This window comes from Tumebacillus amylolyticus, assembly GCF_016722965.1.
GTDB classification, from domain to species: Bacteria; Bacillota; Bacilli; order Tumebacillales; family Tumebacillaceae; genus Tumebacillus; species Tumebacillus amylolyticus.
Genome location: NZ_JAEQNB010000016.1, coordinates 1 through 6892 on the forward strand (window position 1 = coordinate 1; position 6892 = coordinate 6892).

The window sequence follows — 6892 nt, forward strand, 5'->3', positions numbered from 1 at the left end:
TGTATTAGGCACGCCGCCAGCGTTCGTCCTGAGCCAGGATCAAACTCTCAATAAAAGTTTGGTTCACTGACTCGAATCGATCTTCATCTATCACTCGTTTAGTTTTCAAGGATCAATCGTGTCATCCGCTTGTCTCTCGCGGCGACAAGAGTTATCTTATCATGCCAATCTCTTCAACTCAATAGCATTTCTAAAACAAATCGGGACAAACTCAACCAACTCCATCATTTCAAGGCTGAATTCATCGTCCGGACATCTTTTTCTGTCCAAAATCACATTCACATGAAATCGTTTGTAAGAGACGGAAACGAACCTTGATGCCCGCTCTTCGGTGGAATCTTTCAAGAACCCGTTGCTACTCAGCTGTTCTCCCCAACACATCGTCCCCATCGAATATTGGGGACGAGTGTTAGTAGACTCTAACAAAAAATTATTCAGGGTGCACTTCCGGCAAACGAGTCCTCATCTCGGACTCTTGCGATGGCGAACGATCCACTTCAAGCAATAAACTTGGTAGTCCCTCCGTAACCAACGGTAAGAAATTCTGCACATAAATCGGCTCGCCCCGTTCATCCTTCATCGGCTCCCCTTGTTCGTCAAACGGTTGCTTGATCATCGGACCTTCCTTACCATAACCTTCGTATTCAATAACACCCACATGTTGATAGCGAAATTTTTTCAGCATAATCCGATAGAAAGTGGCATCGTGCGTCGAGATGATGATCTGCTTGTCATGTCCTGATTGATTACTAAGAACACGGATGAAATCCACCAGTCCCAGCACATTAAGTTCATCCATGCTTTGTACTGGGTCATCCAAAGCCATCAACTTCAACGGTGACCATTGCTGCTGGATAGACATCGCCAGAAAGACAGCCAAAGCGATCGAGTTAATTTGGGCAGCGCTGAAGATATAGGCCGGATTTGCCACCTGGTCTCCTGCAAGCACTTGCATCAAGAGCTTGTAGTTTTGGAAGCGGCGATCCTTCGTAAATTCTAACTTCCGATACATCGGATGCGAATTAATTCGTGCGAAGATCGTCTGCACCGTTTCGAAAAGCTGTTCCATGACGGATTCATTTAAGCCATCGACAGCAACCTGTACGTTGCCCATCGCTTCCTGGGCCACAGACAAGTCTAACTCGATCTGACCGATCTCATCTTGCAGTTTTTTGTAATGCTCGTTGAGGACCAATTGCTCTTTGCGAAGCGACTGTAGCCGCCCCCCATCCAGCAGTTCTTCGAGGATTGAACGCACCAGAGCGTTCAATTTCTCTTTTTGCTCCAGTTCTTCCACTTCAGTTGTCTGCTGATCTCTCAAAGCATGTAGAAACGTCTCCAATTGCTTCACCGACCAGTACTTGACTTCCTCTAGGGGAGGGCCCAGTAATTCGAGTGTCTTAAAAAACTTCGCGTCCTCCATCTCGGCCTGCATGATCAACTCTTGACACATTTCAATCTGGTATCGAACATCCTTTTGATCTTCAAATGAATAGCTGCCCAATTGAAGTTTGAGCCCCATCGATTCCTTCAGTAACCCCCGATGGAAATCAGCATCGCTCACATCCATCCCTATGTTCTTCGCTTGTCGCTGGTACCGTTCCCGGGAACGGTTCAGATTTGCGAGCTCAGTTTCCAAATACTCGACCTGCTCCCTAAACCGCATCCGCTTTTCCTGTTCAGAGGATGCCTTTTTCGCAAGTTCTTCAAGTTGCCTTTCCACTTCCGATCGAGCCTTTTCGACTCTATTTTTCAATGCATGTAAGTCCTCGCTTTGTTGTAAAACCAGTTCTCGAGCCTTATGTATCCCTAGCTCAAGAACGGATAGTTGTGGATGGACTTTATCACGCTCAAATTCCACGTGTTGAAGCAAATGCTCAGATGTAATGCCTGCTGTTCCACAGGCTGGACAAGCATCCATTTCCTTGTTCTGGCTGGCGTACTCCTGTACCGCCCGTAACAAGTTGAGATATCTGTCGTTGAGCAATTGGAAAGTCTTCGCTTCTGATTCCAGACGTTGAAGAACCTCGTCCGACGTTTCAAGAACTGCACTCGCCTTCAACCAGGAATCTCTCACCGCAACAAAATTCAACAAGACGCCGATCAGCCGATCCTTGCTCTCCCGATCGTGCAGACTTATCTGCGAAATTGACGATACGAGTGCCGAGTAATTTTCCTGATCATCCGCTACTTGGAGAGATGTCATTACGGCATTCGCAAAACTTCGTAAAGCATCCGCCCGCATTTCGGACTTTTGCAGTCTCTCGCTGGAGACGGCGATGTCCTTTTCCCAGTGAACTTTGCTTCCCTCTTGCTTGAAGTACTCAGCAAACCCGTCCAATAGTTCTTCTAGGAACTTTTGTCTCTCCAGCAGATTCGATACTCGCTTCAATTCCTTCAGGCGCTTATGCGTTTCTTCATGTGTGATGATCCGAGAACGCCAACTTGAGAACATCGAATCTGCCATTGCCAAGTTACGTATTGGCCCATATTCCATACTAAGCCGTGCATCCCGCAATTCCTGTTGGCACCGCACAGCGATCGAGTGCAGTTCGTTCCATTTTCGATCTTCATACAAGTCTAGCGGTAGTTTGAAAAGGTCTATGTAGCTATGAAACAACTCGCGATCGTCTACTTCTTCTGTTAACACCTTGCTTTCCTGATGAACCAACTCCTGCTGAATTCGAGTAAGAGAATCACCGACCTCCGCGACTTGTCCTAGCAACATGCTGGACTTCTCTTTCAAGTCCTTAACCCATTGTTCAAAAACGCCCTTGTACCGCATAAAGGCCTGGGTGCCGAACAAAGAGGAAATCGCATCGTAGCGCTCACTTTCCTTCATTCCACGCAAGAATCGGCTCATCTTCTCCTGTCCAAGCAGATGGGTCAGATTTAGTCCCCCCATGACCGTTATCTTGTCACGCCACCCTTCGCGAATTAAGAAACTCTCCAATAAACGTTCAGATTGGGGTTCCAAGACCACCTTTTCATCTTCATATACGATTTTCAACAGGGTTTTGTTCTTCCCGTAATCGGTACGACTCAGCCCTCCTGCAGTGCCCTTCCGTATAACCTTGATCCGCTCACCACTTCCAAGAAGCAGTTCCAAAGTCACTTCCGGAAGGGTGGGAGCAAAGTGATTCCTCACAAACCGGCTGCGGTTTCGTTCATCACTCGGTTCACTGTAGCGGTGAATCTCCCCGGTCAATCCCCACTCGATTGCATCAAAAAAAGAGGTTTTCCCATGTCCGTTCGGGCCGTACAAAACGAGAATCTGCACTCCCTGCAGATCAAAGCGGACTCGGTCCCGGAATCCACGGAATGCGCTGATTTCAATCGCGCTGATTCTCACCGTCTCCACCTCCTGCTAACGTCTCGTCTCCCAACAGTGCTTTTAGTGTTTGCCAATCCTCCGCCCCGTGCGCAAAGAACTTAGCTCCCAATCGCTCTACGGCTTTTGAGGACAATTTTGTTTTGAATTCTTGCAAAAATTGCTCTTCCCCAAATAAGGTAAGACCCCTAAGACCCCCCTCTGTTGGACTGAGAAACGAGAAGGGGAGGCATTCTTCCAAATTGTCGTCAGCCGTCAACACAATCTTGCGGAAAAACATACGGTCATTTTCGATCAGTTTGCGGACATTCTCCCGCACGTTGCTATCTGTCACAAAAAGTAACAGATACATATCCCAGCGAAGGGAAGTCAACCGCCCCTTCAATTGGCCTTGCACTTGGATGCTGAGTTCTTCGGCCGCATGCTCCCAGCCCTCTTGCATCTCCTCTTCTGTTCCAAACACAGCCACCCCATAAATCTGCTCCGGCGAGGCGTATACGGCCTGCAACCGCTCGAACTTCATGTTGGTGAACTTGATGAATTTGCCATGTCCGGTTCTCTGCTCTTCCAACAACCTGAACAACTTCTCGATCATGAGGTCAACCCCCTTATCCTGTCACGAATTTGTTGTTCCATACTTGCCTCCGATTTGACCCTTCGCAAACACTCCGTGCAACATACTCGCGTTTTCTCCAGACCTTCGAAAGAGTCGTTCATTTGCGTAAAATCTCTTGCATCCGGGCTTTGGGTGAAGTCCTCCAACACATCGGTGAACGAAAAGGAAATGCCTCCTCCTAGTCGGTTTCCACATTCCTCGCACAGTGTATAGTCGCTGATGAAGTTATCAAGAATCAGACGATTCGGAAGCAGGGGGCCCCCTTCCTGTTTCGCCTTTTGACCGCTTTTTGTTTTTAAAATGCGTTTGCGCAGTTCAAAAATCGCCTTTGGCATCGAAACGTATCGGTTTCCCGAATGAACAATCCGTATCCAGGAATCGCCTTGCGAGCCAAGTGCCAGATTCGCCGTATTATCCGATGGAACCAGTTCCCAATCTCCGTACGCAAAGTGCAAGAGGGTCAACGCTTCGAGCAATTCGACGATGCCCGCATCGGTTGTGTGATAGATATTGAAAGGAAACCGGTACTGGTTGAGGAAATCTTCGAACTCTTTCGGGGTCATGGAATTGATCTTCTGGATGACTTGTTGCAAAGAGCTTTGCAACTCCGCATGAACGGACGGCGAAAAGAGTCTGACGAAACCCTGAACGAGCGTTACAAGATTTGCCGGAATCAATGATGCACCTACCGGAGCTGCTTGAACGACACCAGACTGCATCATTCCCGTTGCCTGATGAGTCGAGGTAACTTGATAGGACGATGTGGTCTGCGGAACAGCAACGGCTGTGGGTTGCCGATCAAACCATACGCTTAAGGAACGCTCCAACACTGCCTCACAGTTGTCCTCGTTACGGAACGTTCTCGGACTGCATTCCCTATAGAGACGGTCCTTAAAGGCATCTAACTTCTGCTGATTATCAAGCGCCTCGACTCGCTCCCCTTCAACCAGTTCATAGAAGAAGATCTGCATATTGCCCGGTTCAATGCATGCCCGCGCCCACTCATATTCGAGCTCTGTGATCGACTGTGTCTCTCCGTCCGGAATCCAGCCGTAGCGTTGACCGACGACCAGCACGTAATGTGTGCATTCTTCTAGCTTGTATTTACAGTGGTCGCGAACCGTCCGCCCACTTGCTTCGAAATCTTCCATCGTACTGACCGCTGCATGCTTGCGGCGAAGGCAGTCATATGCTTTTTGACGATACGATAAGTTATCTTTGTAGGTTCCGCCAATAAAAACCCTCATATCCGGCATCTGGATTCCCTTCTCTCACGTTGTCTCACAAGCTCAGTTGGGTTAGTTCAACCGACTCTGCACCCACTTCAGATTCTGATTCGCGAGTACTTCCTCAGCTGTTTCCACCCACGCCGAGAGCTCTTCTTCCGTTTCAACCGCGTGGCGTTTTGTATAGACCAGTCCCAACTGCTCACTTACCAGCGCATAAGACTGCGCTAACTCCTGATGGCGTTTCAACTGCCCCCAAGACAAAACGGCACCTGCCGTGGTTGTAAATATCCCAGTGAGTTTGACCGGGAGTTCAGGCAAAATCGCCAAGGAAATTGACGCGCACAAAGCGAGGAAATAACAGAAGACAACGATCAAAAACCACTTATCCTCCTGTATTTCATGGAATTCAGATTTGTTCGCGTGCCACTCTTGCTGCTCTAACAATCTGCCATGTATGTAGACTTCCATTCGCTCACGCCAAGAAAGTTGACGCATATCTTGCATCGTCTTGGTGATCTGCTCTTGCCCTGCGCTTTTTGCCCCACCTCGTAACAAGGCGGAACTCTTGCTGGTCAAGAGTGTGTTGAAGTCTTCGATCATTTTTAGACCCGCCTCCGCTGCCGGCAGTGTGAACGGATAAGGTTTAGCCCCAAGCGCGTATTTCCAAGCGAGCGACTTGACTGTTTCCGATGCCGCTCGTGCTTCATACCAAGTCCGATCGAATTTTTTGACTCGTATGACGAAGAACAAAAAGATGCTGATCATCAGTAAAAAGGAACTCCCCACCGCCACCCACCGGGTGTACGCAGTTGGAAAGGCATAGACCAAAAGAACAGCTGATAGGATCGTAACTCGGAGATTCCACTTGACCAATTTCAAGTGGGTACTTTGCGCCTTATCTGCCCGACTATCATACTTTTTATATAGACTTGGATTGTCTGAATCAATCCATTTTGCCGACCCTTGCATAGTTTCTGTCACGGGTAGCGTCCCTCTTTCACTTAAACAATTAGACTTGTGTCCCATCTGTAGTATATCATTATGTTACCCCTAATTCGTTCACTTTTTTGCTAGTAATCAATGACGATTCGACAAGAGGAGATGAGTGATGTGCCCGCCTTGAAAACATATGATATTTTTATCAGCCATGCTTGGAAATACAACAAGGGGTACTATCGATTGCTAAGCCTCTTGGACGGTGCACGGCTTTTCCAATACGCCAACCATTCGGTCCCTCAAGAAGCACCTTTGTTCGATACAAAAACACCGGCGGGAGACCGCAAACTGAAGAATGCCTTGGAAAAACAAATAGGCTCCGCAAAATGCCTGATCGTCCTGTCTGGCATGTATGTTGCGCACCGCAAATGGTTAAAACTTGAAATGGAGCTGGCACAAAAACACGGCATCCCGATTATCGGAGTCGTCCCACGCGGACAGCAAAGAGTCCCCCTTGAAGTCAAACAGGCTGCCGTGACGATGGTCAGTTGGAATACGCGTTCGATCGTCACCGCGATTCGTAAGCGTTCACTGTAACACGGTCGAGGGGCGATTATGCAAAAAGCCCAGTCTCTAAAGAGACTGGGCTTTTTCAAATGCCTCGCGACGTCCTACTCTCCCGGGACCCTGCGGTCCAAGTACCATCGGCGCTGGAAAGCTTAACTTCTGTGTTCGGGATGGGAACAGGTGTGACCTTTCCGCCATCATCACGAGACATGA

General features: G+C 48.4%; 5 protein-coding genes and 1 rRNA gene. 1 reads left to right on the forward strand and 5 read right to left on the reverse strand.

What is annotated here, in order from left to right; translation table 11 throughout:
* Positions 1-430 precede the first annotated feature (430 nt).
* From JJB07_RS23340 to JJB07_RS23355, 4 genes are read right to left on the reverse strand one after another with little or no spacing between them, the layout of a single operon-like run.
* A complete protein-coding gene (locus JJB07_RS23340; protein ID WP_201638474.1) occupies positions 431-3352 on the reverse strand; it encodes an AAA family ATPase in 2922 nt (973 codons plus the stop codon).
* Entirely contained in the window at positions 3333-3926 is a 594-nt protein-coding gene (locus tag JJB07_RS23345) for an ABC-three component system middle component 1 (RefSeq protein WP_201638475.1), read from the reverse strand. The genes JJB07_RS23340 and JJB07_RS23345 overlap by 20 nt, the downstream gene beginning before the upstream one ends.
* Positions 3923-5203 carry an ABC-three component system protein gene (locus JJB07_RS23350; protein WP_201638476.1) on the reverse strand — a complete coding sequence of 427 codons (1281 nt, stop codon included), beginning with the start codon at positions 5201-5203 and terminating at the stop codon, positions 3923-3925. The genes JJB07_RS23345 and JJB07_RS23350 overlap by 4 nt, the downstream gene beginning before the upstream one ends.
* Before the next feature lie 42 nt (positions 5204-5245).
* Positions 5246-6157: a DUF4231 domain-containing protein gene (locus JJB07_RS23355; protein WP_201638477.1), complete on the reverse strand. Its 912-nt coding sequence runs from the start codon at positions 6155-6157 to the stop codon at positions 5246-5248.
* 120 nt (positions 6158-6277) lie between these two features.
* Between JJB07_RS23355 and JJB07_RS23360 the strand changes: the two genes are divergently transcribed.
* Positions 6278-6709 carry a TIR domain-containing protein gene (locus tag JJB07_RS23360; protein ID WP_236588344.1) on the forward strand — a complete coding sequence of 144 codons (432 nt, stop codon included), beginning with the start codon at positions 6278-6280 and terminating at the stop codon, positions 6707-6709.
* Between the two features lie 61 nt (positions 6710-6770).
* On the opposite strand, the gene rrf is transcribed toward JJB07_RS23360, so the two are convergent.
* Positions 6771-6887: ribosomal RNA gene (rrf, locus tag JJB07_RS23365) — 5S ribosomal RNA — on the reverse strand.
* Positions 6888-6892: the final 5 nt, after the last annotated feature.

Excerpts from the sequence above, each read along its gene's own strand:
- JJB07_RS23360 (WP_236588344.1), top strand. The coding sequence starts at position 6,278 with ATGAGTGATGTGCCCGCCTTGAAAACATATGATATTTTTATCAGCCAT.
- JJB07_RS23350 (WP_201638476.1), bottom strand. The coding sequence starts at position 5,203 with ATGCCGGATATGAGGGTTTTTATTGGCGGAACCTACAAAGATAACTTA.
- JJB07_RS23345 (WP_201638475.1), bottom strand. The coding sequence starts at position 3,926 with ATGATCGAGAAGTTGTTCAGGTTGTTGGAAGAGCAGAGAACCGGACAT.